Annotated in this window: 23 protein-coding genes and 2 pseudogenes; 21 read left to right on the top strand and 4 right to left on the bottom strand. The window is 75.0% G+C overall.

What is annotated here, in order from left to right; all coding sequences use genetic code 11:
* The first annotated feature begins 168 nt into the window (after positions 1–168).
* The 4 genes and pseudogenes from OG294_RS20560 to OG294_RS20545 all read left to right on the top strand — a co-directional run bounded on the left by OG294_RS20560 (position 169) and on the right by OG294_RS20545 (position 3568).
* Complete coding sequence (locus tag OG294_RS20560; protein ID WP_327067972.1) at positions 169–600, top strand: YciI family protein; 432 nt, start codon at positions 169–171, stop codon at positions 598–600.
* A 152-nt stretch (positions 601–752) separates the two neighbouring features.
* Complete coding sequence (locus tag OG294_RS20555; RefSeq protein ID WP_327071609.1) at positions 753–1979, top strand: RNA polymerase sigma factor; 1227 nt, start codon at positions 753–755, stop codon at positions 1977–1979.
* A 296-nt stretch (positions 1980–2275) separates the two neighbouring features.
* Positions 2276–2944: pseudogene (locus OG294_RS20550) on the top strand (HAD family hydrolase); the annotation flags it as partial.
* Positions 2918–3568 (top strand): class I SAM-dependent methyltransferase, encoded by a 651-nt coding sequence (locus tag OG294_RS20545; protein WP_327071608.1) that lies wholly within the window; start codon positions 2918–2920, stop codon positions 3566–3568. The pseudogene OG294_RS20550 and the gene OG294_RS20545, both read left to right, overlap by 27 nt.
* A gap of 55 nt (positions 3569–3623) precedes the next feature.
* Here OG294_RS20545 and OG294_RS20540 read toward each other — a convergent pair whose 3' ends face one another.
* A complete protein-coding gene (locus tag OG294_RS20540) occupies positions 3624–4028 on the bottom strand; it encodes a winged helix-turn-helix transcriptional regulator (RefSeq protein ID WP_327067971.1) in 405 nt (134 codons plus the stop codon).
* A gap of 141 nt (positions 4029–4169) precedes the next feature.
* Here OG294_RS20540 and OG294_RS20535 point away from each other — a divergent pair, with 141 nt between their 5' ends.
* The 6 genes and pseudogenes from OG294_RS20535 (at position 4170) to OG294_RS20510 (ending at position 9449) form a co-directional block, all read left to right on the top strand.
* Positions 4170–4829 (top strand): FMN-dependent NADH-azoreductase, encoded by a 660-nt coding sequence (locus OG294_RS20535; protein WP_327067970.1) that lies wholly within the window; start codon positions 4170–4172, stop codon positions 4827–4829.
* 196 nt (positions 4830–5025) lie between these two features.
* Positions 5026–6003 carry an MBL fold metallo-hydrolase gene (locus OG294_RS20530; protein ID WP_327067969.1) on the top strand — a complete coding sequence of 326 codons (978 nt, stop codon included), beginning with the start codon at positions 5026–5028 and terminating at the stop codon, positions 6001–6003.
* A gap of 27 nt (positions 6004–6030) precedes the next feature.
* Positions 6031–6648, top strand: a pseudogene (mobA, locus tag OG294_RS20525) (molybdenum cofactor guanylyltransferase); the annotation flags it as partial.
* 133 nt (positions 6649–6781) lie between these two features.
* A complete protein-coding gene (locus tag OG294_RS20520) occupies positions 6782–7060 on the top strand; it encodes a DUF6457 domain-containing protein (protein WP_442789186.1) in 279 nt (92 codons plus the stop codon).
* Positions 7057–8304, top strand: a complete 1248-nt coding sequence (locus tag OG294_RS20515) for a molybdopterin molybdotransferase MoeA (RefSeq protein WP_442789185.1) — start codon at positions 7057–7059, stop codon at positions 8302–8304. Before OG294_RS20520 ends, OG294_RS20515 begins: the two co-directional genes overlap by 4 nt.
* Before the next feature lie 62 nt (positions 8305–8366).
* Entirely contained in the window at positions 8367–9449 is a 1083-nt protein-coding gene (locus OG294_RS20510; RefSeq protein ID WP_327067968.1) for a potassium channel family protein, read from the top strand.
* A 10-nt stretch (positions 9450–9459) separates the two neighbouring features.
* On the opposite strand, the gene OG294_RS20505 is transcribed toward OG294_RS20510, so the two are convergent.
* Both OG294_RS20505 and OG294_RS20500 read right to left on the bottom strand, forming a co-directional pair.
* Complete coding sequence (locus OG294_RS20505) at positions 9460–10305, bottom strand: bifunctional 5,10-methylenetetrahydrofolate dehydrogenase/5,10-methenyltetrahydrofolate cyclohydrolase (RefSeq protein WP_327067967.1); 846 nt, start codon at positions 10303–10305, stop codon at positions 9460–9462.
* On the bottom strand, positions 10302–10922 hold the full coding sequence (locus OG294_RS20500) for a cyclodeaminase/cyclohydrolase family protein (RefSeq protein WP_327067966.1): 621 nt from the start codon (positions 10920–10922) through the stop codon (positions 10302–10304). The genes OG294_RS20505 and OG294_RS20500 overlap by 4 nt, the downstream gene beginning before the upstream one ends.
* 228 nt (positions 10923–11150) lie before the next feature.
* Here OG294_RS20500 and OG294_RS20495 point away from each other — a divergent pair, with 228 nt between their 5' ends.
* From OG294_RS20495 to OG294_RS20480, 4 genes are all read left to right on the top strand, one after another.
* Entirely contained in the window at positions 11151–13193 is a 2043-nt protein-coding gene (locus tag OG294_RS20495; RefSeq protein WP_327067965.1) for a carbohydrate binding domain-containing protein, read from the top strand.
* Between the two features lie 88 nt (positions 13194–13281).
* Positions 13282–14259: an NAD(P)H-quinone oxidoreductase gene (locus tag OG294_RS20490; protein ID WP_327067964.1), complete on the top strand. Its 978-nt coding sequence runs from the start codon at positions 13282–13284 to the stop codon at positions 14257–14259.
* A 341-nt stretch (positions 14260–14600) separates the two neighbouring features.
* Positions 14601–17357 (top strand): SdrD B-like domain-containing protein, encoded by a 2757-nt coding sequence (locus tag OG294_RS20485; protein WP_327067963.1) that lies wholly within the window; start codon positions 14601–14603, stop codon positions 17355–17357.
* 99 nt (positions 17358–17456) lie between these two features.
* Positions 17457–18281, top strand: a complete 825-nt coding sequence (locus tag OG294_RS20480; protein ID WP_327067962.1) for a hypothetical protein — start codon at positions 17457–17459, stop codon at positions 18279–18281.
* A 28-nt stretch (positions 18282–18309) separates the two neighbouring features.
* Here the strand turns inward: OG294_RS20480 and OG294_RS20475 are convergent, their stop codons facing one another.
* Positions 18310–19653, bottom strand: a complete 1344-nt coding sequence (locus OG294_RS20475; protein WP_327067961.1) for a right-handed parallel beta-helix repeat-containing protein — start codon at positions 19651–19653, stop codon at positions 18310–18312.
* Positions 19654–19683: 30 nt separating this feature from the next.
* Between OG294_RS20475 and OG294_RS20470 the strand changes: the two genes are divergently transcribed.
* From OG294_RS20470 to OG294_RS20440, 7 genes are all read left to right on the top strand, one after another.
* Positions 19684–20889 carry a Dyp-type peroxidase gene (locus OG294_RS20470; RefSeq protein WP_327067960.1) on the top strand — a complete coding sequence of 402 codons (1206 nt, stop codon included), beginning with the start codon at positions 19684–19686 and terminating at the stop codon, positions 20887–20889.
* A 214-nt stretch (positions 20890–21103) separates the two neighbouring features.
* A complete protein-coding gene (locus OG294_RS20465) occupies positions 21104–22009 on the top strand; it encodes a hypothetical protein (RefSeq protein ID WP_327067959.1) in 906 nt (301 codons plus the stop codon).
* A 115-nt stretch (positions 22010–22124) separates the two neighbouring features.
* The gene (locus OG294_RS20460) at positions 22125–22526 is read left to right on the top strand and encodes a hypothetical protein (RefSeq protein WP_327067958.1); all 402 of its coding nucleotides are present in this window, start codon (positions 22125–22127) and stop codon (positions 22524–22526) included.
* A gap of 61 nt (positions 22527–22587) precedes the next feature.
* On the top strand, positions 22588–23082 hold the full coding sequence (locus OG294_RS20455; protein WP_327067957.1) for an N-acetyltransferase: 495 nt from the start codon (positions 22588–22590) through the stop codon (positions 23080–23082).
* Positions 23083–23214: 132 nt separating this feature from the next.
* Positions 23215–24345 (top strand): hypothetical protein, encoded by a 1131-nt coding sequence (locus OG294_RS20450; RefSeq protein ID WP_327067956.1) that lies wholly within the window; start codon positions 23215–23217, stop codon positions 24343–24345.
* Between the two features lie 201 nt (positions 24346–24546).
* Positions 24547–25065: a bacterial proteasome activator family protein gene (locus OG294_RS20445; RefSeq protein WP_327071606.1), complete on the top strand. Its 519-nt coding sequence runs from the start codon at positions 24547–24549 to the stop codon at positions 25063–25065.
* Between the two features lie 172 nt (positions 25066–25237).
* Positions 25238–26674 carry a protein kinase domain-containing protein gene (locus tag OG294_RS20440; protein ID WP_327067955.1) on the top strand — a complete coding sequence of 479 codons (1437 nt, stop codon included), beginning with the start codon at positions 25238–25240 and terminating at the stop codon, positions 26672–26674.
* Positions 26675–26752 lie beyond the last annotated feature (78 nt).

The raw sequence follows: 26752 nt of genomic DNA, 5'->3' as shown, positions 1-26752 counted from the left end.
CGCGTTTTCAAGATCTTCATCAGACTCCTAGGCCCTGCCCTGCCCGGCTGTGGGACTTCTCGAAAAAAGTTCACCCGGGCTGTCGATCCGGCGCGCTCCCGTTCGACGCACGGGTGAAGGCTGGGGGAGGGACCCCCAACCCGTGGCGACCGAGAAGGAGCCGGCGAGATGCGCTACATGATGCTGGTACGGGCCGACGAGAACACCGAGGCGGGCGTGCTGCCGCCGCCGGAGGTGTTCGCGGAGATGAGCCGGTACAACGAGGAGCTGGTGAAGGCCGGCGTGCTGCTGGCCGCCGACGGGCTGCACCCGAGCGAGAAGGGCTTCCGGGTGACCTGGCCCGGCGGGAAGCCGACGGTGACCGACGGCCCGTTCGCGGAGGCCAAGGAGCTGATCGCGGGCTACTGGGTGATCCAGGTCAAGTCGCGCGAGGAGGCCGTGCAGTGGGCCAGCCGGGTGCCGTTCGGCGAGGGCGGGGTGCTGGAGCTGCGGCAGATCTTCGAGCCCACCGACTTCCCCGCCGAGGTGCTGCCGCCGGACGCGGTGGAGCGGGAGAAGGCGCTGCGCGAAGAGGTGGAGCGGCAGGCGGCCGAGCGGTAGCGGACCGGGCGGGGGCATCGCGGGCCGGGGCGTCGCGGGCCGGGTTTGCGGTGCCCCGGCCGCCGCTGCTCTGATGGGGAGCCGTGACGAGTACCCAGGTACGGCACCCCGAGGACGACCCGGCGCACCGCACGGTGGCCGCCGTGTGGCGGATGGAGTCGCCGCGGCTGATCGCGGGGCTCACCCGGATCGTCCGTGACCTGGACCTGGCCGAGGAGCTGGCCCAGGACGCGCTGGTGGCCGCGCTGGAGCAGTGGCCCGCCGAGGGCGTGCCGCGCAACCCCGGTGCCTGGCTGATGACCACCGCGCGGCGGCGGGCGATCGACCTGGTGCGCCGCGAGCAGCGGCTGGCCGGCAAGCTCGACCGGTTCGGCCCCGAGCTGGCCGGCCGGCCGGCCCCGGGGCCCGAGCAGCTCGCCGAGCAGGCCGAGGAGATCGAGGACGACCTGCTGCGGCTGGTCTTCACCGCCTGCCACCCGGTGCTCGCCACCGAGGCGCGGGTGGCGCTGACCCTGCGGCTGCTGGGCGGCCTGACCACGGACGAGATCGCGCGGGCGTTCCTGGTCCCGGAGGCCACCCTCGCGCAGCGGATCGTGCGGGCCAAGCGGACACTGGCCCGGGCCGAGGTGCCGTTCGAGGTGCCGAGCGGTGCGGAGCTGGCCGGGCGGCTGGACTCGGTCCTGGAGGTCATCTACCTGATCTTCAACGAGGGGTATGCGGCGACGGCCGGGGACGACTGGATGCGGCCCGGTCTCTGCGAGGACGCGCTGCGGCTGGGCCGGGTGCTGGCCGCGCTGATGCCCGCCGAGCCCGAGGTGCACGGACTGGTCGCGCTGATGGAGATCCAGGCCTCCCGCTCGGCGGCGCGCAGCGGACCGGACGGTGCGCCGGTGCTGCTGCTCGACCAGGACCGGGGCCGCTGGGACCAGCTGCTGATCCACCGCGGTCTGACGGCGCTGGGGCGGGCCGAGGAGCTGGCCGCGGGCCGGCCGGGGCCGTACGCGCTGCAGGCCGCGATCGCCGCCTGCCACGCGCGGGCGGCCACCGCCGAGCAGACCGACTGGGTCCGGATCGCGGCGCTGTACGAGGCGCTGGCCCACCGGGCGCCGTCCCCGGTGGTGGAGCTGAACCGCGCGGTGGCGCTTGGCATGGCGTTCGGTCCGGCCACCGGTCTGGCGCTGCTCGACCAGCTGACCGATGAGCCGACGCTGCGCGGCTACCACCTGCTGCCCGCCGTCCGCGGCGACCTGCTGGCCAAGCTCGGCCGCCCGGCCGAGGCCCGCGCCGAGTTCGAGCGGGCGGCGGCGCTCACCCGCAACGAGCGCGAACGGGCGGTGCTGCTGGGCCGGGCGGCGGCCTGCGCGCAGGCCGCCGGCTGAGGCGGCGGGCGGCGCTCACCGGGTGCCGTGGACCAGGACCAGGCGCGGCCCGCTGCCGGACACCCGGCGGGGGATCCGGGCGTCGGCGACGGTGATCTCGAAGGCGGTCTGCCGGGTGCTCGGCGGGGTGCTCATGGGGGTGCCCTACCTTTCTTGGTGTTCGCGCTGGTGGGAAGAAGCCTGTCAGCGGCCGGGGCCGCTGAGGAGCGGAGTGCTGTGGCTAGGATCGGCAGTTCTTGGCTGCGGTCCGCAGCCCGGACGCAACGCCGATGACGGGGGATCAGATGGGTGCGGGAATGGACCGTGAGCAACTTGAGCCCGTCGATGAACTCCCGGTCGAGCTGGTCATCTTCGACTGTGACGGCGTCCTGGTGGACAGCGAGCCGATCGCCGTCCGGGCGCAGGTCGCCGTCGGCGCCGAGCTGGGCTGGGCGCTGACCGAGGCGGAGGTGATCGACCGGTTCGTCGGCCGTTCCACCGCCTCGATCGGCGAACAGGTGGCCGAGCGCCTGGGCGAGCCGGTGGCCGCCGAGTGGCAGCGCCGCTTCGAGGAGCGGCACCGGATCGCGGTGGACGAGGGGCTGACCGCGGTCGACGGCATCGAGCAGGCGATGGCCGCGCTGCGCCTGCCGACCTGTGTCGCCTCCAGCGGCGGCCACCAGAAGATGCGTCACACGCTGGGGCACACCGGCCTGTACGACTACTTCGACGGTCGGATCTTCAGCGCCACCGAGGTCGCCCAGGGCAAGCCGGCCCCGGACCTGTTCCTGCACGCGGCCGCCCGGATGGGCGTGCGCCCCCAGGCCTGCGTGGTGGTCGAGGACAGCACGGCCGGGGTGCGGGCGGCCCGCGCGGCCGGGATGCGGGTGCTCGGCTACGCCGGCGGGCTGACCCCGGCCGAGCGGCTGGCGGCGGAGGGCGCCCGGGTCTTCCACGACATGCGCGAGCTGCCGGGGCTGCTGGCCGCCTGGGAGCCGGCCGGTGGGGCGGGTGCCGCGGGCACCGCCGGCTACACCGAGGCGGCTGCGGCGCTGGCCGAGCAGTACGAGGAGGTCGGCTTCGAGCAGGTGCACCGCGGGATGCTGCACCTGCTGCCGACCACGCCGTCCCGGGTGCTGGACGTGGGCGCCGGGACCGGCCGGGACGCCGCCGCGCTGGCCCGCCTGGGGCACACGGTCACCGCCGTGGAGCCGACCGCCGCGCTGCGCGCGCACGGCGGGCGGCTGCACGCCGGCAGCACGGTGCGCTGGGTGGACGACGCGCTGCCGGAGCTGCCCCGGCTCGGGGCGGCGGGCGAGCGCTACGACCTGATCATGCTCACCGCGGTCTGGATGCACCTCGCCCCGCGCGAGCGGGCCGCGGCGATGCGCACCGTGGCCGGGCTGCTCGCGCCCGGCGGCACGCTGCTGATGACGGTGCGGCAGGGGCCGGTGCCGGCCGGGCGGCGGATGTTCGCGGTGCCGACGGCGGAGGTCCTGGCCCAGGCGGCCGAACTCGGACTGCGCCCGGTGCACCAGGACGAGCGCGCGGACCTGCACGGGCGGGGCGGCGTGCGCTGGACCGAGCTGGGCTTCGTCCGGCAGCCGTGAAGGCCGTCCGCGGACGGCTCGTACTGTGGCAGGTCCGCGCCGTACTGCGTCGGGTTCAGCAGGGCGGCGGGGTCTCGGGCAGGTGGGTGGCGGCCCAGTTGCGCAGCTCGTCGAGGGCCGGGCGCAGCGCCCGGCCCGCCTCGGTGAGCTCGTAGCGCACCCGCAGCGGCGGCCCCTCGTCCACCTGCCGGAGCACCAGCTTGGCCTCGGCCAGCTCGGTCAGCCGGTCGGAGAGCATCCGTTCGCTGATCCCCGGGATCGCCCGGCGCAGCTCGGAGAAGTACGCGGGCTGGTAGCTGAGGACCGCGACCACCAGCCCTGACCAGCGCTTTCCCAGCAGCGTGAAGACCCGGGTGAGCGCCTCGTCGGCGCCGCTGCACGGGCCGGCCGCCGATACCGCCGCCGCGGCGCACAGCTCCACCGCGGACGGCACCTCGGTGTTCTGCTCCACCTGCGTCATGTCCGCCTCCGGCCGCGTCCTGGCTCACCCATGCCTCCAGACTACGACCATCCGATAGTGACTGCAGAAAAGTAAGCTGCTACGTTATTGCCAGCTGCCGACGAAACGGCAGTGACTATCGCAAGGTATGGAGGGACTGCCATGTCCACGCTGCTGCACATCGACTCGTCGGCCATGACCCAGGGCTCGGTCTCGCGTGAGGTCGCGGCGACCTTCCGCCAGGAGTGGCAGGCGGCTCACCCGGACGGCACGGTGGTCCACCGCGACCTCGCCGTCAGCCAGGTGCCGCACCTGAGCGCCGCCGCCATCACCGCCCAGTACAGCGCTCCCGAGGGGTACACCGAGGAGCAGCGGGCCGCCGTGGCGCTGCGCGAGGAGCTGATCACCGAGCTGGAGCAGGCCGACGCCGTGCTGATCAGCGCGCCGATGTACAACTTCGGCATCCCGTCCTCGCTCAAGGCCTGGCTGGACCAGGTGGTGCAGTTCGGCCGCACCGGTGGCGAGGGCGGCACGGTCGCCGGCAAGCCGATCACCGTGGTCGTCTCGCGCGGTGGAGCGTACGGGCCCGGCACCCCGCGCGAGCCCTTCGAGTTCGCCACCAGCTACCTGGAGAAGGCGCTGACCGGGCTGCTCGGCGCGGAGGTCGACCTGGTGGTCGCCGAGCTGACGCTGGCCCGGGTCAACCCGGCGATGGCCGAGTTCATCGAGCTGGCGGACGCCTCCAAGGCGCAGGCCCTCGAGCAGGCGGCGGCCAAGGGCCGGGCGCTGGCCGAGCGGCTGGCGCAGCCGGTCGCCGTCTGACGGCCCGTCGACCGCAGCCGCCCGGTCGCCGTCTGACGGCCCGTCGCGCGGGGGGGCGACGGACCGTGCCGGCGCCGGGCGCGTGCTCACCCGCCCGGGCGCGCCTGCCGGGCGGTGCGGGGGGTCCGCTCCCATGCTGGTGCCGACAGCGCCCCCGCCCGGTGGGGCGCGGGGGCCGTCGGACCAGGGAGAGCCAGTGACGTCGTCGCCACCGCCGCAGGAGCACGCCGAGGGGAGCGGCAACGGCGTCGCCCCGGTGGGCGCCGAGGCGGCCGGGCGCCCCGGGCCACCGCTGGCGATCGAGGTCTTCATCGGCCCCGAGTCGGCCTTCTTCGCCACCTCCAGCCTGGTCATCGGGGCCCGGGACGCGATCCTGGTCGACGCCCAGCTGACCCGCAGCGCCGGTCGTGAACTGGCCGAGTGGATCGCCGGCAAGGGCCGCAACCTGCTGGCCGTGGTGATCACCCACCCGCACCCCGACCACTACTTCGGGGCCGAGGAGGTGCTGCGGCTCTTCCCGCAGGCGCACGTGCTGGCGGCCCCGCAGGTGGTGGCCGCCATCGCCGCCACGGCCGCCGCCAAGGTCCGGCAGTGGCGCCCGGTGTACGGGGACGACATCCCCGAGCACCCGGTGCTGCCCCGCCCGCTGCGTCCGCAGCCGCTGATGATCGATCGCCAGCTGATCCGGGTGCTCTACCTGGGCCAGGGCGACTGCGACACCTCGACCGTGGTGCACGTGCCCGGTTCGCGCACGGTGATCGCCGGCGACCTGGTCTTCAACGGCACCCACGTCTGGACCGCCGACACCAGCACCGAGCAGCGCACCGCCTGGATCCGCAACCTGGGCCGGCTCGCCGAGCTGGACGTGACCCGGGTGATCGCCGGCCACCGGGCGCCGGACCAGGACGACGACGCGGGCCGGGTGCTCGCCTTCACCGGGGAGTACCTGCAGGACTACGACCGGCTGCTGGCCGCGCATCCGGGGGACCCCGAGGGCCTGATCGCGGCGGTCGGCGAGCGGTACGGCGAGCTGACCCTGCCGCCGGTGCTGGCGGCGGCGGCGTCGGCGCACACCGCGCGGGTGGCGGCGGGCGAGGGCGATGCGGCGGGGGCGGCCAGCGGGGAGGACTCGGCCGGGGCCGTCGGGGAGGACGAGGCGGCGGCCGAGGGCTGAGCCGCCGCAAGGCCCGATACTGGCCCCATGACCAGTGGCCCCACGCCCACGCCCTTCGACGCGATCGTGCTGGCCGGCGGTGCCGCCCGCCGGCTCGGCGGCGTCGACAAGCCGCGGCTGACGGTCGGCGGGCGCAGCCTGCTGGACCGGGTGCTGGGTGCCTGCGCGGCGGCGGACACCACGGTGGTGGTCGGGCCCCGGGGCACGCACCCGGAGACGACCGGCGCACCGCGCTGGACCAGGGAGGACCCGCCCGGCGGCGGCCCGGTGGCCGCCGTCGCGGCCGCCCTGGCCGAGCCCGCGCTGGGTGCGCCGGTGGTGCTGCTGCTCGCCGCCGACCTGCCCTTCCTGGACGCGCGCACGGTGCGGGTGCTGGCCGCCGCGGTCGCCGCGGACGGCGCCGCGCACCCGCAGGCCGCGGTGCTGGTGGACGCCGAGGGCCGGGACCAGCCGCTGGCTGCCGCCTACCGGGCCGCGCCGCTGCGCGCGGCGCTGGCGGCGCTGGGCGACCCGGCAGGGCGGCCGCTGCGCCGGCTGGTCGGCGGCCTGCGCACGGTGCGGCTGGCCGATCCTGACGGGGTGTCGCAGGACTGCGACACCTGGGAGGACCTCGCGCGCGCCCGCCGCCGGGCCGAGGAGCGCGGGGCACAGCGGACGCCGGGGCGGGCGGTGGAGGGGTGAGTCCATCGCGCTCCGCACACCCCGGTGAGCGAAACATCTCCCCCGCGCAACACCACGGCGGGGCCTGGCGCCGCCGTGTGCGGCAGCATGGTTCACCATGGAACGCACGCTGAACGACTGGATGACCGAGGCGGCGGCCGAGCTGGGCATCGACCCGGAGGCCGACCTGCGGGAGCTGCTCGACCTCGCGAGGGTGGTCGCGCACGGGGTGGAGCGCCCGGCCGCACCGCTGACCACCTTCCTGGTCGGCTACGCCGCGGCCGCCCGCGGCGGTGGCCCCGGCGCGGTCACCGAGGCCGTGCGGCAGGTCACCGCGCTGGCCGAGCGGTGGGTGGCACGGTCGGCGGCCGACGCGACGGCGGCCGACCAGCCGTGAACGCCTCCGCCCCGCCGATCGGCGCCGCCGGGACGGCCACCCCCACCCCGGTCGCCCCGTGGCCGCAGGCCCGCGCGATCGCCCGGCGGGCCGCCGCCCGGCTGCCGCGGCCGGTCCTGGAGCTGGACCTCGCCGCGGCGCTCGGCCACACCCTGGCCGGGCCGCTCGCCGCGCTCACCGACCTGCCCGCCTTCGACACCTCGGCGATGGACGGCTGGGCGGTGGCCGGCCCCGGCCCGTGGCGGCTGGCCGGGCGCGTGCTGGCGGGCCGGACCCCGCCGCCGCTGGCCGACGGCTGGGCCACCGAGATCGCCACCGGCGCGCAACTGCCGCCCGGCGCCACCGCGGTGCTGCGCCGGGAGCACGGCCGGGTGGCGCACCCGACCCGGGGCGCCGGGACGCTGCACCCCACCGGCCCCGGCCCGCTGGCCCCCGGGCAGGACGTGCGGCCCCGGGCCCAGGAGTGCCGGCGCGGTGAGGACCTGCTGCCCGCCGGGACACCGGTCACCGCGGCCGTCCTCGGCCTGGCCGCCGCCTGCGGCTACGACCGGCTGACGGTGGGCCGCCCGCCGACCGTGGAGCTGCTGGTGCTCGGCGACGAGGTGGTGGCGGCCGGTCTGCCGGGCCCCGGCCTGGTCCGGGACGCGCTCGGACCGATGCTGCAGCCGTGGCTGCGGGCCTCGGGCGCCGAGCTGATCGGCCAGTGCGCGGTGCGCGACGACTTCGCGCTGCTGCGGGACGCGGTGCGCCGCTCGCCGGCCGAGCTGATCATCACCACCGGCGGCACGGCCGCGGGCCCGGCCGACTTCCTGCACACGGCGCTGGCCGAGGCCGGCGCCCGGCTGCTGGTGGACGGCGTCGCGGTCCGGCCCGGGCACCCGATGCTGCTCGCCGAGCTGCCGCCGGCCGGCCCGGACGGACGGGTCCGCCACCTGGTCGGGCTGCCCGGCAACCCGCTGGCCGCTGTGGCGGGCACCGTCACGCTGGCGCTGCCGCTGCTGCACGCCGGCAGCGGGCGCGAGGCGCAGCCGGGCCGCTGGGTCAAGGCGGTGCGGGGGCTGGCGGGGCACCCCGGCGACACCCGGCTGCTGCCGGTGCGCCTGACCGAGGACGGTCCGGTGCCGCTGGCCTTCGACGGCCCGGCGATGCTGCGCGGGCTGGCGCTCGCCGAGGCGCTGGCGGTCGTCCCGCCGGGCGGGGTGGCGGCGGGGGAGCGGGTGGAGCTGCTGGGCGTACCGGGCTGACCGGCACGACACACGCCCGCGGCCTCCCGGGCGCCCGCCGCCGGGCCCCGCATGCTGGTCGGATGACCAACGGTGACCAGCGCCCGCGCGGGCCTCGTCGCGCTGCCGGGCGTGCCCAGGACACCGACGGCGAGACGGGCAGCCGGATCGAGCTGCCGGCCCGGGGCAGCGCGCCGCCGCTGCGGCAGGTCGCGCTGCGGGTCGCGATCGCGCTCGCGGTGCTGTTCGCCACCGCGCTGATCGTCCGGCTGGACCGGGACGGCTACCACGACAACGCCCACGCCAGGCTGAGCTTCCTGGACGCCGCCTACTACGCGACCGTCACCCTCTCCACCACCGGCTACGGCGACATCACCCCGGTCAGCGACGGCGCGCGGCTGGCCAACATCCTGGTGATCACCCCGCTGCGGGTGGTCTTCCTGATCATCTTGGTCGGCACCACCCTGGAGGTGCTGGCCGAACGGACCCGCCGGCAGTGGCGGATCGGACGCTGGAGGTCCCAGGTGCACGACCACGCCGTGATCGTCGGCTACGGGACCAAGGGGCGCAGCGCGGTCCAGACCCTGCTTGGCCAGGGGATGGCCAAGGAGGCGGTCGTGGTGGTGGACCCGCAGCGCCGGGTCATCGAACAGGCCACCCTGGACGGCCTGGTGGGCGTGGTGGGCGACGCCACCAGGACGGAGACGCTGCTGCGCGCCGAGGTGCCGAGGGCCGCCCAGGTGGTGGTGGCCACCGAGCGCGACGACACGGCGGTGCTGGTCACCCTGACGGCCCGCCAGTTGAACAAGTCGGCCACCGTGGTCGCCGCCGTCCGGGAGGACGAGAACGCCCCGCTGCTGCGGCAGAGCGGGGCCGACGTCGTGGTGACCAGCTCCAGTTCGGCCGGGCGGCTGCTGGGTATGTCGATGCTCAGCCCGAACGCGGGCGCGGTGATGGAGGACCTGCTGACCTACGGCCGGGGCCTGGACGTGGTCGAGCGCCCGGTCACCCGGGCCGAGGCCGGGCAGAGCCCGCGGGCCTGCCCGGACCTGGTGGTCGCGGTGGTGCGCGGCCGGCGGGTGCTCGACTTCGCCGACCCGGAGGCCGCCACGCTCCAGCTCACCGACCGGGTGATCACCATCGCGCGCTCGGCCTCGGCCTCCTGAGGGACGGCTCTCAGCCGGCCCGGTCGGCGGCCAGCACCGTGTGCCGCAGCAGCAGTGCGGTGGTCACCGGTCCCACCCCGCCGGGCACCGGGGTCAGCGCGCCCGCCCGCTCGGCCGCCCCGGGGGCCACGTCGCCGACCAGCCCGCCCTCGGGCGTGGGGTTGGTCCCGACGTCGATCACCACCGCGCCGGGGCGCACGTGGTCGGCCGTGATCAGTCCGGGCCGGCCCACCGCGGCCACCAGCACCTCGGCGGTGCCGGTCACCGCGGCCAGGTCGGCGGTGCGCGAGTGGCAGACCGTCACCGTGGCGTCGCGGTCCAGCAGCAGGTGCGCGGCGGGCTTGCCGACCACGGTGGAGCGGCCCACCACCACGGCCTGACGGCCGCTCAGCGGCACCTTGTAGTGGTCGAGCAGGGCGACCACGGCCTCGGCGGTGGCCGGGGCGAAGGCCGGCAGACCGCTGGCCAGGCGGCCCAGCGAGAGCGGGTTGGCGCCGTCGACGTCCTTCTCGAAGGCGATCGCCGAGGCCAGCTCCTCCAGGGTGGTGCCGGCCGGCAGCGGGGTCTGCAGCATCAGGCCGTGCACCAGCGGATCGGCGCTGAGCCCGGTCAACCGCTCGCGGATCGCCTGCGGTGCGGCGTCCGCGCCCAGGTCGTGGACGGTGCACTCCAGGCCGGTCTTCAGCGCCGCGCGCTGGATCGAGCGCACGTACCAGGCGCTCGACCCGTCGTCGGTGGCGGTGACCACGGCCAGGTGCGGCCGGCGCCCCGCGGCGGCCAGCTCCCCGGCGCGGGCGGCGGCCTCGGCCCGGATCGAGGCGGCCAGTGCGGTGCCGGAGAGAACGGTGGCGCTCACTTGGCGAGCTCCGCCCGGACCGCGGCGGTGACGTGCTCGGCGCGGGCGGCGATCTCGTCCACCCGGGCGGTGTCGGCCAGCAGCGCCTCGCGGGTGCGCTCCTCGCGGATGCCGCCGAGGTTGACCTCCACGTTGACCCGGGCGGTGGTGGCCGCGGCGCGAGCCGCCTCGGCGGCGGCGGCGATGTCGGTGATCACATTGGGGTTGCCGATCGGCAGCAGCGTCTCGGCCAGCTCCACGGCGTCCAGCGCGGCGGTGATCACCTCGGCGGGCGGGCGGGCGGCGCCGACCAGCGCCCGGCCGATGGCGGCCGAGCGGGCGGCCCTGGCGGCCTCGTCGTCCTTGGGCAGCCGGTAGGCGTCGGTCACCGCGCCGAACGCGGCGGCGTCCTGCTCGGCCAGGGTGAGGGCGCGCTCGCGCAGTGCGTCGCTCTCCCGGATGATCCGCTCCACCACGGCCTCGTGCGCCGCGTACTTCTCGCCGGTGCTGTAGCGGGCCACCATGGCCAGCAGCGCCGCCGCCTGCGCGGCCTGCAGGGCGGCTGACGCGCCGCCTCCGGGTGCGGGGATCCGGTCGGCCAGTCGGCCCAGGAAATCGCTGATCGTCTCGTCGCGCACGGCGGCTCTTCCTCACAGTGGGTCGGTTCCGGCATTCTGGCATATCTGACTGTCCGTCAGATTTCGTGACGACCGCGCGCACGGGCGGCTGCGGCGGGCGGCCGGTGAAGTGATCCGGAACCCTTGACTGCCTTATAGGTCTAGTCCATTGTCGGGACCGTACGCTTCGCAGCACCCCGCCGCCCCCCACCGGAGGACTCCGTGCGCAAGCCCAACTCCCTTGTCGCCATGCTTGGTTCGGCAGCACTCTTAGCGGGCGGCACGCTCGCGCTGAGCAGTCCGGCGCAGGCCGATGCCACCAATCTGGTCGTCAACTCCGGCTTCGAGAGCGGGGATCTGACCGGCTGGAGCTGTGACCCGGGCACCGCGAGCGTGGTCGGCTCGCCGGTGCACGCGGGCAGTCACGCCCTGGCCGGTGCGGCCAGTGCCAGTGACGACGCCCAGTGCACCCAGACCGTCGCCGTGCAGCCCGACTCGACCTACACGCTCTCCGCCTACGTCCAGGGCTCCTACGTCTACCTCGGGGCGAACGGCCAGAGTTCGACCTGGACGCCGGGCACCAACGGCTGGCAGCAGCTGACCACCAGCTTCACCACCGACGCCTCGACCACCTCGGTCACCCTCTACCTGCACGGCTGGTACGGCGAGGGCACCTACGACGCCGACGACGTCTCGCTGACCGGACCGGGCGGCGGCCCCGCCCAGTCGCCGGCCACCCCCACCGGCCTCGCGGTCTCGGCGACCACGCCCGCCAGCATCGCACTGACCTGGAGCGAGCCGGCCACCGGCTCGGCCGCCGTCTCCTACCGGGTCTACGAGGGCTCGGCGGCGGTGGCGACCAGCAGCACCACCGCGGCCACCGTCACCGGCCTGGCCGCGGGCAGCAGCCACAGCTACACGGTCACCGCGCTGGACGCGGCCGGCCACGAGTCCGCGCCCAGCGCCCCGGTCACCGCCAGTACGCCGAGCGGCGGCGGGCCGGTCGGCTCCTCCTGGCACCCGTCCTACCTGGCGATCGGCAGCGTCTACACGCCGGGCGGCAGCGTCGACAGCTTCTTCAACGGCCTGGCCTCGCACGGGAAGCTGCCGGACTACGGCTACGAGTACCTGGTCGGCAACGACTTCCCGAACTGGGCGGCGACCACCACCACGATGGTCCAGCACTCCGCCCGGCTGGGCATGACCCCGGTCATGGTCGAGTACGGGATGAACGGCAACATCGACGGCACCAGCGTCGACTACACCAACATGCAGAGCAGCAGCTGGCTGACCACGTACTTCCAGGCGCTGAAGAACGCGGCGAGCGCGGCGAACGCCGCGGCGCCCGGCAAGCCGGTGGGCTGGGTGGTCGAGCCGGACATGCTCGGCTACCTGCAGCAGAACTACGCCGCCCAGTACGGCGGGGACGCGAGCCGGATGCCCGCCGCCACCAGCGCCGCCTACGCGGCCGGGGTGCTGGCCGGCGGCTCGGACCCGGCCTTCGGCGACAACCTCAAGGGCCTGGTCGAGGCGATCGACTACACCATCAAGAAGTACGACCCGTCGGCCTTCGTCGGGTGGCAGGTCAACACCTGGGGCGTGCGCGACGCGTTGAAGGACACCGACACGATGGGCTGGAGCGCCGGCCGCCAGTCGGTGACCGCCACCGGCGACCAGGTCGCCGCGTTCCTGCAGAGCGCCGACATCGGCTACCGCGCGGACTTCGTCGCCTTCGACCAGTGGGGCCAGGACTTCGGGATCCTGCACGACCCGAACCCCGCCGCCGACGTGCGCTACCTCAACGCCGCGCACTGGAGCAACTACCTGCTCTACGTCCAGACGATCCGTCAGTCGCTGGGCCTGCCGGCGGTGCTGTGGCAGATCGCGGTCGGCCACCTCAACTCCACGCTCACGCCCAGCCCCACGTACTTCAACGCCTCCGGCCGCTTCCCCGACCTGGACAACACCACCGCGGAGGAGAACGAGGACTCGGCCTCGACCTTCTTCTACGGCGACTCCTTCACCAGCAGCGGCAACGACCTGGCCTTCTACGGCGCCAACCCGGGCGGTGACCCGAAGGTGTCGGTGAACGGATCCACCGTCAGCTGGGGCTCCCACCTGCCGGAGGCGGCCGCGGCCGGGGTGGTGGCGGTGCTGTTCGGCGCGGGCACCGGGAGCAGCACCTACGGGGTGCCGGAGACCTCGGGCACCGACCAGAGCGGGCCGGGCGACTTCGGCTACTGGGTGACCCGGACCCAGTCCTACCTGGCGGCGCCCACCCCGCTCCCGTAGCGACCGCCCCAGGGCCCGCAGGAGGAACTCCGCCCCGGCGCGGGTGGCGAAGGCCCGCGCGCCGGGGCGGCCGGGTAGCGTCGGACGCATGTACGCAATCACGATTCCCGAGCCCGGCGGTCCCGAAGCGCTCGTCTGGGCCGAGGTGGAGGACCCGGTCCCCGGCGAGGGCGAGGTCCTGGTCGAGGTCGCCGCCACCGCCGTCAACCGCGCGGACACCCTCCAGCGCCAGGGCAGCTACAACCCGCCGCCCGGCGCCTCGCCCTATCCGGGCCTGGAGTGCTCGGGCAAGATCGCGGCGCTCGGCCCCGGGGTCGCCGGCTGGGCGGTCGGCGACGAGGTCTGCGCGCTGCTGGCCGGCGGCGGCTACGCCCAGAAGGTCGCCGTCCCGGTGGGCCAACTCCTGCCGGTGCCCCGGGGCCTGGGCCTGGTGGCCGCCGCCGCGCTGCCCGAGGTGGCCGCCACCGTCTGGTCCAACGTCTTCATGGTCGCCCACCTGCGCCCGGGCGAGACCGTGCTGCTGCACGGCGGCGCGAGCGGGATCGGGTCGCTGGCGATCCAGCTGGCGAAGGCGGTCGGCGCCAAGGTGATCGTGACCGCGGGCAGCGCCAAGAAGCTGGCGCGCTGCAAGGAGCTGGGCGCGGACGTGGGGATCAACTACCGCGAGCAGGACTTCGTGGCGGCGGTCGGCGAGGCCACCGGCGGCCACGGGGTGGACGTGATCCTGGACATCATGGGCGCCAAGTACCTGCAGCGGAACGTGGACGCGCTGGCGATGGCGGGGCGACTGGTGATCATCGGTCTGCAGGGCGGCCGCACCGGCGAGTTGGACCTGGGCAAGCTGCTGGCCAAGCGCGGCGCGGTGGTGGCCACCTCGCTGCGCCCGCGTCCGCTGGCGGAGAAGGCGGCGATCGTGGCGGCGGTGCGCGAGCACGTGTGGCCGCTGGTGGAGTCGGGCGTGGTGAAGCCGGTGATCGACCGGGTGCTGCCGCTGACCGAGGCCGGCGAGGCGCACCGGGCGCTGGAGGCGGGGGAGCAGGTGGGGAAGATCGTCCTGCAGGTGTGACGGATCCACCCGTCCGCGATCGACGCTGTCCCGCACCCGCTCCGGGGTGCGGGACAGCTTCATGAGAGGACGGTGTTCGGCTGTGCATCACATGTAACCGGGTTCACTGGACGATGAGTTAGTGGAACCCGAGTTCGCCGTTCCGCCACGATCTTGCTCAGATCGCCTCTAAGCTCGCCCCCAGGCGGTTCTCCGCCAACTCTCATGCAATCCCACACGAGTTCGGGCATCGGCTCCCTTCTGAACGATGAGAGCAGGGGATGACAACTACGAACGAAGATTCGAACAGCAGTGCGCGCGGGCCGGGCCGGCGCCGCCCGGGTGTTCCCGGTCGCCGCACCGTGGGCAGTGTCGCGGCGCTGCTGCTGGGGATCGGCAGCTGCTCGCTGGCGGCGGCACCGACGGCGTCCTCGCAGACCGGGGACGGGTCGGTGACGGTCCGGGTGATCCGGGCCGTCGACACCAGCGGGGTGTGGACCCCCGCACTGGAGCCGGGTATCGCGGGCGTCAAGGTGACCCTCACCGACGACGCCGGGACGGACGTCGAAGGGGTCACCGCGGCCGACGGCACGGTCACGCTGGCCCCGGGCGCGAGCAAGGCCACCGGCGGCACGTACCGCGTGCAGGTGGTGAATCCGCAACCGGGCGTGCTCTTCCCGGCCTTCGCCTCGCGCCAGGGGCTGGACGGCGCGCCCACCCAGCTGAGCAGCAACGAGGAGTTCGTCGACCTCTCCGGCGGCAAGAACGTCGCGTACACCACCGGGCTGTGGAACCCGGGCGACTACTGCCAGAAGAACGCTCCGCTGGTGGCGACCTGCCAGCCCGCCAACACCGAGGGCGGTGCCGAGCGCACGCTGGTCTCCTTCCCGTACAGCGCGCGCGGCCAGGAGGGCCCCGGCGGCGACGGCACCACCGCGACGACCCTGGCCACCAACGCCGACACCGGCACGGTGTACGGCCTGGCCTGGGACAAGGCCGACCAGCGGCTCTTCTCCTCGGCGGTGGCCAAGCGCGGCACCGCCTACGGCCCCGGCGGCGCGGGCGCGCTCTACGTCACCGACCCCGCGCGGAAGAGGACGACGCTCTTCGCCACCGTGCCGGACGCGGGCAGCACCGTGCACGGGCCGGGGACGGACGACGCCTTCCTCGACGTGCCCGGCAAGGAGAGCCTGGGCGGGATCAAGATCACCGATGACGGCAAGGACCTCTTCGTCGTCAACCTCAACGACCGCAAGCTGTACCGCTACGACGCCACCGGGGCGACGGCCTCGGCGCCGAAGGCCGTCTACCCGATCCCGGACCCGGGCTGCCCGGCGGACGGGGACTGGCGGCCGTTCGGTCTCGGTCTGCAGGACGGGACCGGCTACCTCGGCGGCGTCTGCTCCGGCCAGTCCACGGACAGGCTCACGGACGTGCGCGCCGTGGTCATGCCGTTCGACCTCACCACCGGGGCGTTCGGCAAGCCGGTGCTGGACCAGCCGCTGGACTACCCGCGTGCCTCGACGGTCGGTTCGGGTCCGTGCGACGGCGCGGGCTGGTTCCCGTGGACCAGCACATACCCGACCACGCAGAACGGCAAGGCGTGCGGCACCGCCACCATGGCCAACCCCGAACCGGAGTTGGGCGAGATCCTCTTCGAGACCGACGGCTCGATGCTGCTCGCCTTCCGCGACCGCTTCGCCGACCGCGAGCCGGGAGCCCCCGCACCGGGCTCCGTCTTCAACGTCATGTCCGGCGGTGACCTGGACAAGGCCTGCCTGGCGAACGGCACGTACGTGATGGACACCGACAAGGGCTGCGGCGAGACCGTGCGCGGTGCCCGGTTCTTCGACACCGCCTGGGCCGCGGTGGGTCACCACAACACGGCGTTCGCCGGCATGGCGCTCTCCAAGGTCGAGAGCACCATCGCGGTCTCCTCCTTCGACCCCGACCACACCCCGGTCGGCTACGGCACCTCGTTCCTGGAGCGCGCGGACGGCTCGCAGGACCCGAAGTTCGGCCTGCGGCTGACCCCGAAGGGGACCAGCGCCCCGTTCGGCAAGGGCGCCTCGATGGGCGACCTCGAGGTGCTCTGCGACCAGGCGCCGCTGCAGATCGGCAACCGGGTCTGGTACGACCCCGAGCGCTCGGGCCTCCAGGAACCGGGCCAGCGCCCGGTGGTGGGCGTGACCGTCCACCTGTACGACGGGTCGGGGAAGCTGGTCGGGACCACGACGACGACCTCGCGCGGTGAGTACTACTTCGACGACTCGGACGTCACCGGCGGCCTCAAGCCGAGGACCGACTACACCATCCGCCTCGACAACCCGGCCGACTACGCCAAGGGCGGCCCGCTCTACCAGTGGGTGCCCACCGCCGCGGACGTCGGGGACAACCACTTCATCGACTCCAAGGGCATCGTGCCGGCCGGTGCGAAGTTCCCGCAGACCTCGCTGACCACCGGCGGGCCGGGCGAGAACAACCACACCTACGACTTCGGCTTCCGGCAGCAGGAGGGCGTGCTGCGGGTGCTCAAGCACGACCAGGACGGCAAGCCGCTGGCCGGGGCGCAGTTCCAGCTGTGGGAGGAGACGAACGGCTCCGGCGGCCTGCAGACCACCGGGGCGAAACCGGACACCAAGGTCGGCGGGAGCTGCACCACCGGGGCCGACGGCGTCTGCCAGGGCAGCGGGTTGCCGGGGACGTACTACTGGCAGGAGGTCGGTTCGCCGCCCGGGTACGCCGTGCCGGACGTGACGGTGTTCGGGCCGTTGGTGCTGACCTCCGACAACCTCGACGCCGGGGTCTCGGTGACGGCCGTCAACCAGCTGCTGCCCACCCCGACGCCGAGCCCGTCGCCGACGCCGTCGCCGAGCCCGACGCCGTCGCCGAGCCCGTCGCCCGCGCCGTCGAGCCCGTCGCCGACGCCGGCACCGGTGGTGCCGGTGCCGAGCACACCGGCCGCAGCACCGCCGGCGGGCTCCCCGCCCGGCTCGCGCCTGGCGTTCACCGGCATGAGCGGGCTGGTGCCGATGGCGCTGGCCGGCGGTGCCGTGCTCACCGTCGTCGGCGCGGCGATGCTCGTGCTGCTGCGCAGGCGAAGGACACAGCACCAGTAGGTCCGGGGCCGGTACAGCGCTGCCCCTGGGCGGGCCCGTGGACCACTGGTCCGCGGGCCCGCCCCACCGTTGGACCAACCGACCAGGGAGGGCGACCGCATGGCGCGCAAGACGAAGAGCGACGGGCGGACGGCTGCGCCGCGTCGTAGGCACTGGCTCAGAGCACTGATCGCGGTCGCGGTGTGCGGCACCGTGGCGGGCGGCCTGGTCGGCTACCGGGCCCTGTCCGGCGAGGCCGCCGCGCGCCCGGTGACCATGGACGAGGCGTCCCAGCTGGCGCTGTCGCGGCTGAACCTCTACCAGGCCAGCCCGGTCGCGGTGACCCTCACCGCCGACGAGGGCGGCGCGGTGGTGGTCCGCGTGAGCGGGGTGGTGGACTACCGCAGCCACCGGGCGGCGGGCAGCTACGAGACCACCGGGACCGGCGCAGCCTCCGCAGCCGGAGCCGGACCGCTCGACCACGGCCTGATCGTCTGGGACGACGACGGCCTGGGGCTGGCTCCCGTCCCGTCGGGCGACCCCGGGCCGCCCTGGCAGCAGGCCGAGCACATCCCGCGCTCGGGCTGGTCCCCGCGCCCCTACACGGCCGATCCGCTGGACGCCGGGCTCCAGTTGCTGATGGGGCTGGGTGCGGACCGGCCCGACAACCCGCTGCTGCTCGCCCAGTCCGGAGCCCGCTGGCTGGGCCGCGACCGGATCGACGGCCGCAGCTACGACCGGTTCGCCGGGCCGCGCGCCCAGGGCAGCACGCCCGGGACGGGGTCCGACGGCGGCCGGTCGCCGCTCACCTACTGGGTCGACGCCAACGGCGGCCTGGGGCGGGTGACGATGCGGATGCCGGGCCTGGGGACCCCCACCACCGTGGAGTTCGCCGGACACGACGCCGGTGCGAAGCTCCCCGAGGCGCCCTGGGACACCGACTGACCGTCGAGGCGACCAGTCTGACGGTCCGTCAGTGCGCGCCGGGCACGGCGGTGGCGTCCGTCGGGAGCGGGTAGGCGTCCGGATCGACGGCCCCCGGCAGGCCGGTGGCCGGGGCCGCCGCGGCCGCCGGGTCGGGCATGGTCGGCTGGGCGGGCGGGGCCGGCACCTGGCTGAACGGAACGCCCGGCGGCGCCTGCACCGGCGTCGTCCGCCCGGCGGGCAGCGCGCCCCGCGCGCCGGCGCCGCAGCCGGCGAGGCCCTCCAGGCCGTCCGGGCTCTGGGTGGCGGGTTGGTTGCCGCTGAAGCAGTTGTCGGGGGCGGCCGCGGCCAGGGCGAGGTCCGTGCCGTTGCCGGTGACGTGGTTGTCCTCGATGCTGTTGCCGCTCGCCGGGTGCCCCGGCGGGTCGGTGACGACCACGCCGACCGCCTGGTTGCCCTGGACCAGGTTGCGCTGCACGCGGTTCCCGGTGCCGCCGCCGATGCCGATCCCGATGCCGAAGGCGCCGTCCGCCTGCTCGGGGGTGTCGGCGGCGTTGTTGTCGGCGACCACGTTGCCCGCGATCACCGCGCCGTGCTGCGGGGCCAGGGCCTCCAGGTCGTTGGAGTTGACGGTGACGCCGACCCGGTTGCCGGCGACCCGGTTGCCCAGCACCGACAAGCCCTCCGAGGCGTTGGTCAGTTCGATGCCGACCGCGTTGCGCTCCATGGTGTTGCCGCGCACCAGGGTGTCGCAGGGCCGGCACTGGCCGACGTAGATGCCGGAGTCGGCCTGCCCGGAGGCGTAGGAGTCCTCGATCACGCCGCCGTGTGCGTCGAAGGCGTAGATGCCGTAGAGGCCGTTGTCGTAGGCCGTCACCCGGGTCGCCCGGAAGCCCTGGACCGCCGGGAAGCGGGCGGTGTCCAGCGGGTTGTACGCCGAACCGCCGGCGCCGCGCTGCTGCAGCTGCTGGTCGGTGACGCCGGTGAAGAGCACGCCGTTGGCGAGGTAGCCGTGCACGGTGAGGTTCTCCACCACCGAGCCGGCACCGGTCACGGTGATGCCGTTGACCAGGCGCACGCCGCCGTCGAACACCACCGTGTTGCGGTCCGTTCCGCGCAGCACCACGCGGGGCCTGGTGACGTGCACGCTCTCCCGGTACACACCGGGGCCGATCAGCACCGTGTCGCCCTCGCGAGCGACGTCCACCGCCTGCTGCACCGTGTGGAAGTCCTGCGGCACCCGCAGCACGGTGCCGGCCGGATGCCGCGGCCCCGCCGAGGAGCACCCGGTGGCCGTCAGCGCGACCGAGACGGCCAGCACCGGCAGCCACCGCAGCGCCGCCGCCCGCACCGTCGAACAGCTCAACGGACGCTTCGCAGACAGGGTTTGCATGACAGGAGTTCTATCGTCTCCAATAGCCGCATGCCCACCGAATCGGGAAATGCGCAGGATCCGGCCGCACCCGCCGCGACCGGGCCGGTACGACGCCGGGCACTGCTCGCCGCCGGAGCCCTGCTCGCCGCCGGGCTCGGTGCGGCAGGCGACGAACTGGCCCGCGACGAACGGAGATCCGGGCGCCCCGGCGCCCCGCCGGCCGAGGCCGCGATCGCGTTCCACGGCGCCCGGCAGGCGGGGGTGACGGCTCCCGCGCAGCCGGCCACCCAGCTGCTCGCGCTCGACCTCCCGCAGACCTCCCCGGCCGCCGACCGGCAGACCCTGCGCGCCGTGCTCGGCGCGCTGACAAGCACCCTGTCCGACACGGCCGGTGACGCACCGTCGGACCCACGGCTGCAGGGCGGCGGCGCGAGCCGGCTCACCTCGCTGGTCGGCGTCGGTCCGGCTCTCGCCACCCGGCTCGGCCTCAACGTCCCTGCCGCACTGGCCGAGTTGCCGCCCTTCCCCGGTGACCGCCTCGACCCGGCCCGCGGCGGCGGCGACCTCCTCGTCCAGCTCTGCGCGGCCGACCGGTGGACCCTGACCGTCGTCGCCGAACTCGTGGGCACGGCCGCACACGCCGCCGGCGCCGTGCCCCGCTGGACGCAGTCCGGCTTCCTGCCGGTCACGGCCCCGGGCACCACTGCGCGCAACCTGTTCGGCTTCAAGGACGGCACCGCCAATCCGGACGCCGCGGCGGACGAGAGCTGGGTCTGGGGCCCGCCCGGGGTCCACCTGAACGGCACCGTCCTGGTCTACCGCAGGATCCGGATGGACGTCGCCGGCTTCGCGGCCCTGCCCGGGAACCAGCGCGACCTGGTGATCGGCCGCCGTGCCCGCGACGGCGTCCCGCTGACCGGCACCGCCGAGCACGACGACCCGGACATCTACGCCAAGAACCCCGACGGCTCCTACGTCATCCCCGCCACCGCCCACGTCCGCCTGACCAGCCCGCGGCTCGACGGCGGCGCCCGGATGCTCCGCCGCAGCTACAGCTACGACGACGGCCCGGCCGACCGCGGCCTGCTCTTCTGCGCCTTCATGCGCGACCCCGCCCAGTTCAGCCGGGTCCAGAACCGGCTGGCCGGCCGCGACGCCCTCACCCCCTTCCTGGAGCACCAGGCCTCGGCCGTCGCCTACGTCCTGCCCGGCGCCGCACCGGGCGGGAGCCTGGGCGACCAGCTCTGGACGTGAGGTCCGCGCGAGGGCGGAGCCGGCCCGCGCTCGGGGCCGGTCCGGGGGCGCTGCGGCGCTCCCGGGTCGCGGTACGAGGCGGTACGGTCACCCCGCGCCGACCGGCGAATAACGATTCCCTCGGAGCTGCGGCCGAGGTCTGTCTGGGACTGCGCGCGCGCCCTAGGCTGCGCGAATGTCGATCCTTCGAAGATTTCGGAGTTCCGGGCCGCGCATGCTGCCGGAACTCGATGACGTCAAGCTCGGCCAGGTGCGCCGACAGCTGGACTCGCCCCCGATGCCGGGCCAGAGCGAGATCCAGATCGACCAGGTGGAGCGGGTCCTCAAGGAGGCCGGAGCCGACTGGGACCGGCGGGCCCACCGGTGCGCCGTGCTCGCCGAGGCCGCCGCGCACTCCGGGCTGGCCCGCTCCTGGCGGCAGCGGCAGCCGCGCAGCGCGGACGCGCTGGTCTTCGACGCCTGGGTCGAGCTGGTGCGCGGCCGCCGCCGGGGCACGATGGAGGACGCCCGGGCCACCGCCGACCACTGCCACCGGGCGGCTGCCGCCAAGCCGAACGACCCGACCCCCTGGGTGGTCCTGCTCGCGATGCTGCGGCTGCTGCGCGCCGACTCGCGGGACGTCTTCGAGGTCTGGCACGAGGTGACCGCCCGCGACGCCTGGCACCGCGAGGCGCACCTGCAGATGCTGCACTACCTCTCGCCGGAGGAGTGCGGATCGCGCAGCCACCAGCTGGACTTCGTGGACGCGGTCCGCTCCGGGATCCCCGCGACGGCGCCGGCGGTGGGGGTGGAACTGACCTCGCTGGTCGAGGAGTACGAGCGCATCACCGCCAAGGGCGGGGTGGAGGCGCTGCTGGCCCGCCGCCAGTGGTCGCACGCCCGCGCGAACGCGGCCCTGGAGCGCGCCCTGACCGACTGGACCGGCCCCGACCGGCTGCAGCACGCGGGCGCCCTGGCCGATCTCAACCTGCTGGCCTACGCCCTGGTCCAGGCCGGCCGGGTCCGCGAGGCGACCCGGACCTTCGAGCTGATCGGCGAGACGGTGACGCCCTGGCCGTGGCAGCTGGACGGCGAACCGCTGGACCAGTTCGGCTACTGGCGTTCGAAGGCGATGCGCTGACGCCGTGCCCGGCGGCCGCACGGAATCGACGCAGGATCAGGAACCTTGCGACTGGCGAAAGGTGTTGACGGGTCAGGGGAGTGGGGCAAGGTTCTCGTCCAGGGGGAGAGTCGTCATGCGGATCAGGCTGCACCGGCCGGCGGTGGCCGTGTCCACGCTGTTCCTCGCGGTCCCGGCCGTCGCGGGCTGCAACAACGTCGACAACGCGCGCGACTGCGGCAAGATGGCCATCAGCGTCACCGGCGACGTCCAGGACCTGAAGGACTCCGCCCTCAACGTCGGGCAGTTGACCGAAGCGAGCCGCCGCCGGCACACCGCCGACGCGCTGCACAAGCTGCAGGACGACGTGAAGAAGATCGGCGGCAAGGGTGCCCACGCCGACCTGAACAGCGCGGTCGACAAGCTGACCGAGGCGATCCGCAACGCCCAGGACGGTCTCGCCCACGACCGGCAGCCCGACCTGTCGCCGATCACGGACGCGGCGGGGGAGCTGGGCAAGGCCTGCGTGTCCGGCTGAGCCGGCCTGCGGCCGGAAAACCCCTGGGGCCCGGCCCCGCGCGCGGGTACTGTCCGGCGCTATGACCTGGCTGCCCGCGGAGTTCGTCCACCCTGTCCACGTGCCCGTCCTCGACGGCTACCACCTGCGCCCGATCAAGGCGGCCGACACCGAGATCGACTACCCGGCGGTGATGGGTTCGCGCGAGCGCCTCTGGTCCGTCTACGGGCCGGCCTGGGGCTGGCCGGCGGCCACCATGACCTACGAGGCGGACCGGGCCGACCTGGCCCGGCACGAGGCCGAGATCGCGGCCCACCAGTCCTTCAACTACGCGCTGCTGGACACCGCGGAGACCGCGCTGCTGGGCTGCGTCTACATCGATCCGCCCGAGAAGCCGGGCTCCGACGCCGAGATCTCCTGGTGGGTGGTGGACGAGCTGGTCGGCGGCGAGATCGAGGCGGCGCTGGACGCCCTCGTCCCGTCCTGGATCGGCGCCGACTGGCCGTTCGCGCAGCCGCGCTGCCTGGGGCGCGACATCTCCTGGGCGGACTGGCTGGCGCTGCCCGGCCACGACTGAGGCTGCCGCCGGCCCGCGGGAGCGGTGCCACGGACGGCCGACATGCCCGGCTCGGCGGTCTGTGTGACGCTGGTCCGGAGCTGTCCCGCCGCCGGAGCCCCCGGGCACCGGCCGTCGGAAGGACCGTCGTCCGTGGCCAAGCCCTCGCTCTCGTCGTCCCCGCTCTCGCGTTACGCCGCCGCACGCACCCGCCGGGTCTGCCGCGCGACCCGCTCCGGTCTCCTCTCCCGTACCGTCCGCTGCCGATCGGCCCTCTGCCGCAGCCGCGGGGCCGTGCGGCGCACCGCCAGGCTCGCCGCAGGCGCGGGGCTGACGGCGCCGGTGCTGCTCTCCCTCGTGCTGCCGGCGGCCACCGCACAGGCGGCGGCCAGCGGCGCGGTCGCGCAGCCGGCCGCCGTCACCGCCGGCCTGGCGTCCGAGCAGCCGCGGCCGGCACCCGAGTCGGCACCGGCCGCGGCTGGGACGGCCGCGGCGCCCGACCCGGACGGCGACCGGAGCCCGGCCGCGAGCCCGACCCGCGGCGATCCGGACGGCGCGACGGGCGAGGCCCGGCCGGTCGGCGCGCAGCCGCCGACCGCGACCCGGCCGGCCACCTCGGCGCCGCCCCCGTCGCCGAGCAGGGCGCAGTCCTCGGGGCCGGCCGCGAGCCCGCCCCGGACCGCCACGCCCACCGCTGCGGCGAGCACCGGCGCCCGGCCGACGCCGCGTCCCACCGCGTCCCCGTCCCCGGGCGGGCTCACCACCGGTACCGGGACGACGTCCCCCACCGCCGATGCGGCGACCTGCCGCCCCACCGGCGCCGCGGTGCTCCCCGCGGCCGCGCCGCCCGCCGACCCGCCGACGGGCGCTGCCCAGGACGACCCGGGCGACGTCCGGGCCGACGACCCGGGTGCCGCTCCCAGCGAGGCCGGGGCCGGTTCCGCCACCGGCACCCCCGCCGATCTCCCCGCCGACGCCCCCGCCGACGCCCCTGCCGATGCCTCCGCCGATGCCCCTGCCGATGTCCCCGCCGACCTGCCGGGCGCCCCGGACGCGCCCGCCCTGGTGCCGGCGACGCCGCCCGGCACCGTGACGGACCCGCTGGCGCCCGCGGACACCCCGGCTCCCGTCGCCGCCACCACGCCAGCCCAGCAGGCCGCCACGGTCTCCACCGTCATGGTGACCCTGCGGGACCCGGCCACGCTGGTGCTCGTCCTCGGTACCGGGCTGGTGCTGATCGGCCTCGGGCTGGGGATGGTGGGGCTGCGGCTGCGCCGCGGCTGACCGGCGGCGGCCGGGGCCCGGGGGCGGGGCCACGGCCGCCGAGACCAAGGTCGGTTGACCCCCTCACCGGCCGGAGCATATGAAAGAGCTATGACGAAGCCGAACGAACGGCCCGAGCACGAGCCGTACCAGGGATCGACGGGACCGACCGGGCCGTCGGACGACCACCTGCAGCAGGTACTGATCGTGGGCCCGGACGGCATGGCGATCGGCGGCGCGCCCGGCGCCCAGGGCCGGGTCTTCGGCCGCACCGGCGAGGACGGGGAGCACCGCGAGCTGCCGGTGACCGAGATGGTCGAGCAGCCCGCCAAGGTGATGCGGATCGGCAGCATGATCAAGCAGCTGCTGGAGGAGGTCCGCGCGGCTCCCCTCGACGAGGCCAGCCGGGCCCGCTTGAAGGACATCCACGCCAGCTCGATCAAGGAGCTGGAACTCGGGCTGGCGCCGGAGCTGGTGGAGGAGCTGGAGCGGCTCTCGCTGCCGTTCACCGAGGACACCATCCCCACCGAGGCCGAGCTGCGGATCGCCCAGGCCCAGCTGGTCGGCTGGCTGGAGGGGCTCTTCCACGGGATCCAGACCGCGCTCTTCGCCCAGCAGATGGCCGCCCGGGCCCAGCTGGAGCAGATGCGCCGCGCGCTGCCGCCGGGCAGCGTGCCGCCGGACCAGGAGTTCGAGGACCCGGGCGAGGGGCGCGGCATGCGCTCGGGCCCCTACCTGTAGCCGCCGGCCCCGTGACCGTGCGGGTTCCCGGGCGCGGCGACCGGCCGTGCCCGGGCCGTTCGGACACCGTCGGCGCACCCCGGTGGTGCATCCGGGCGCGGTGACGGTGCGCGACGGCGCAGCCGATACCCTGACCCCTGTCGCAGGCCCGCCGAGGGGGAAGCAGAGGACCATGAGCGAGGACGGCAGCACCGGAGTGGACCAGTCGCAGGGGCAGCTCACCTCGCTGGGCCACGGGCGGTATGTCCTGCAGCGGCTGCTGGGCGAGGGCGGTATGGCCTCGGTCCACCTGGCCTACGACAACGTGCTCGGCCGCAACGTCGCAGTGAAGACGCTGCACACCGAGCTGGGCCGGGAGCAGTCCTTCCGCGAGCGCTTCCGGCGCGAGGCGCAGGCCGTCGCCCGCCTCCAGCACCCCAACATCGTCGCGGTCCACGACACCGGCGAGGAGGTGGCACCGGACGGTGCCACCACCCCCTACATCGTCATGGAGTACGTCGAGGGCCACTCGCTGCGCGACGTGCTCAACCAGGCGATCGCCGAGCACGGCGCGATGCCCGCCGACCAGGCCCTGAAGATCACCAGCGCGGTGCTGGCCGCCCTGGACACCTCGCACGACCAGGGCCTGGTGCACCGCGACATCAAGCCCGGCAACGTCATGGTGAACACCAAGGGCGAGGTCAAGGTGATGGACTTCGGCATCGCCCGGGCCATGCAGTCGGGGGTGACCTCGATGACCCAGACCGGCATGGTGGTCGGCACCCCGCAGTACCTCTCGCCCGAGCAGGCGCTGGGCAAGAGCGTGGACGCCCGCTCCGACCTCTACTCGGTCGGCTGCATGCTCTTCGAACTGCTCACCGGCCAGCTCCCGTTCGACGGGGACTCGCCGTTCTCCATCGCCTACAAGCACGTGCAGGAGCAGCCGCCGGCCCCCTCCAGCCTGAACCGCGCGGTGACCCCGGCGGTGGACGCGCTGGTGGCCCGTTCGCTGCGCAAGGACCCCGCGCACCGCTTCCCCACCGCGCAGACCATGCGCGACGAGGTGGAGCGGGTGGCGAGCGGGGAGAAGAGCGGCGGCGCCTCGCTGGCCGCCTCCCCGCTGGTGATCAGCGAGGGGCCGCGGGCCACCCACGCCTCCAGCTCGCTGACCAACTTCCCGCCGGTCGGCGGGGACATCAACACCCCCGGCCCGCAGGTGCACCAGCCCTACCAGCCGCAGCCGGTGGCCGGCCCGTACGGGCCGCAGACCCCGCCGCCGGCCTACGGGCCCGGGCCGAGCACCCCGGCCCCGCAGCCCTACCAGCAGCCGTACCAGACCCCGGCGCCGCAGGCCTACCGGACGCCGCCGGCCTTCCCGCAGCAGGCGCCCACGCCCGCGCCGATGCCGCAGGCCGTCCCGTACGCGCCGCCGCAGCCGGTGCGGGCCAACAACAACGGCTGCTCGACGGCGCTGGTGGTGATCGGCGTGATCATCGGCGTGATCGTTCTGATGGTCATCATCATCGCGATCGTGGCCAAGAGCAGCACCGACACCAGTGGCCAGCCGGCGGTGCCCGCCCAGGTCAGCCACCTCGACCGGGCCGCCGGGCCGTCGCAGGACCTGGCGTAACGGCGCGGACACGCACCGGGCTGCCCGCTCTCCGGCAGCCGGACGCATTCGGGGTGCGGGCGCCATTGGCGGTAGCGT

This window comes from Kitasatospora sp. NBC_01302, assembly GCF_035976515.1.
Classification (GTDB): domain Bacteria; phylum Actinomycetota; class Actinomycetes; order Streptomycetales; family Streptomycetaceae; genus Kitasatospora.
Note: the sequence above shows the minus strand (reverse complement) of the source record. Positions and strands in the feature narration are given on the sequence as shown.